This window comes from Nocardioides malaquae, assembly GCF_015070385.1.
GTDB classification, from domain to species: domain Bacteria; phylum Actinomycetota; class Actinomycetes; order Propionibacteriales; family Nocardioidaceae; genus Nocardioides; species Nocardioides malaquae.
In genome coordinates, this window is sequence record NZ_JADCSA010000029.1 from 1 (window position 1) to 2,294 (window position 2,294).

The 2,294-nt window shown below is 74.1% G+C and carries 2 protein-coding genes; both read right to left on the reverse strand.

All coding sequences use genetic code 11. From position 1 onward, the window contains the following. Positions 1-109 precede the first annotated feature (109 nt). Positions 110-1,954, reverse strand: a complete 1,845-nt coding sequence (locus IEQ44_RS15480; protein WP_227487599.1) for a TolB-like translocation protein — start codon at positions 1,952-1,954, stop codon at positions 110-112. A gap of 73 nt (positions 1,955-2,027) precedes the next feature. Next, positions 2,028-2,294 (reverse strand): type III pantothenate kinase (locus IEQ44_RS15485; RefSeq protein WP_193639380.1); only part of this gene is annotated, 267 nt, incomplete at its 5' end.

A 2,294-nucleotide genomic window follows, 5' to 3' on the forward strand; every position in this document is an offset into this window, starting at 1 on the left:
TCAGCGCCCGCTGGATCTCCGCGCCCGTGGCGTCGCCGCCGGCGTGCGCGATCCGGTCGCGGTGGTGGCCACCCTCGACGAATTGCGGCCGGGTGCGCGGAAACGCGGGTCAGCGCCCGACGGCGAGGGACTTCTCGACCGTCCCACCACCGAGCACGAACCGCGTGCCGAGGTGGCGCACCTTCAGCACCCGCACACCCGCTGCGAGTCCGGGCATCCGCACCGCCACACGACCGTCGCGGTCCACCCGGACCGTACGCACGTGGCCGGCGACGCTGAGCCGCAGGCGGCCCTGGGGACGGTTGCCCTCGTAGTGCCGCACGCTGACGCGCACCCGGAAGGGCTTGCCGGCGCGCAGACGACGCGGCACGCGGACCCGGACGTAGGTTCCCGACGGCTCGGCCGCGAAGGCGGCGGAGCGTGAGCTGCTCACCGGGAGACCCGGCACCGTGAGATTCTCACGGACCCGGATGGTTGCCCCCATGTCGGCGCGGACCAGCACGTACTTGCGTCCGGTCGCACCGCGGATCGGCCTGCCGTTGCGCAGCCACTGGTGGGTCACCCGACCCCCCAGCACCGGCTCCCAGCCACCGGCCTGCACCTCGAGCTCGTAGCCCGGGGCGGAGAGCTTGCGCTGGGTGCGGGTGATCGACGGCGCGTCGCCCGGGGTCGGACCCTCGGTCGCCGAGGTGGGCGCCGGACCCAGGTCGACGCTCCACAGCTGCGAGGGCCGCGGCTGGCCCGAGGCCTCCTGCTCCCCCGCGACGCCGAGCGCCACGACCCGGGCGTCGGCGCTGAGCGCGACGTCGGTGAGGAGCGAGCCCTCCGCCAGGGCGGGCAGCGGGACCGGTCGGGTCTGCGCGAGGTCGACGTCGCGGACCCACGCGCTGCCCGTCAGGTCGAGGAAGAGCACGTGCCGACCGTCGGAGCTCAGCCGGGGGTGGTCGAGGACCCCACCGTTGTCGGGCGCCTCGACGTCGGCGGCGACCACCTCACCGGAACCGAGGTCGTGCACCGCGATGCCGACGCGGTTGAAGAACCGGAACTGGGCGGTCACCCGGCTGAGCGCCACCCGGCCACCGTCGCCGCTGATCGACACCTCGCTGACCGGTCCGGCGACGCCGTCCAGCGGCACCGAGGCCAGGCGTACGTCACCACTCGCGCGGTCGACGACCCATGCGTCGGGCTGCCCGACGCTCTCACGCGGAGCCAGGGTCTGGGTGCTCACGAAGGCGACGTGGCGACCGTCTGCGCTCAGGCTCGGGCCCCAGGCACCGTGCGGGTCGAAGCGGCCGGGAGCGGTGGCTCCGGAGAGCAGCTCCACCGGTCCACCGAGCTCGCGCGCCACCACGTCGCCGCCCTCGCCGGCGGTGCCGGCGACCAGGTCGGTGGCGTGGGTGCGGAAGGCGACCACCCGGCCGTCGGCACTGATGCTCGGCTGGTCGGAGCCGGCGTTGCCGGGTCGGCCAGCGGCCGTGGCGGAGACCAGACGGGTCGTGCCCGTGACGCGGTCGTGCAGCCACACCTGGGAGGTGGGGTCGACGAGGTCGTCGTCGGGCGACTGACCGGCGACGAAGACGATGCGGGTGGCGTCGGCGTTCACCGCGACCTGGCGGACGTGGCCCTCGATCGCCTCGCCGTCGACGGTGGTCGGGAGCCGAACGGTCGAGGACGTGGCACGGTCGTGCAGGTAGAGGCCGCTCGTCTGTCCCGCGCGACCTCCGAAGGCCATCAGACGGCCGTCGGCGCTCAGCGCCGGGTCGACCATCGTGCGCAACGACGGACCGGTCGGTGACGGCACCGGCACCGGGCCGTCGGCCGCGGACGTCGTTGCGGCCCCGGCCACCGTCACCATCGTGCCGGCCAGCAGCAGGCCTGCCGTCAGGGCCGCGCTCCGGCGCACCCTCGCTCGTACGGTCGTTCGCACCGTCATGGCGTCTCCCCCATCGCTCATGCGATGGCCCCCGCCAGCGCGCGCTCAGTATGTCGCCGGGCGAGTCCGACGGCAATGGCTCGGACGGGCCATCTCAACAGTTGCGGTCGAAGACCAGCCGGAGCCCCTGCAGGGTCAGCCAGGGCTCGTGGTCGGTGAAGCAGTCGACCTCGTCGAGCAGCAGGGGGGCGAGGTGGCCCGTGGCGACGACGCGGACCTCGTCGGGGTCCACCCCGAGCTCCGCCACCATCCGGGCGACCAGTCCGTCGACCTGGGCAGCCACCCCGAAGACCATGCCCGACTGCAGCGCCTCCACGGTGTTGCGGGCGATGGCCTGGCGGGGCCGCATCAGCTCTACCTT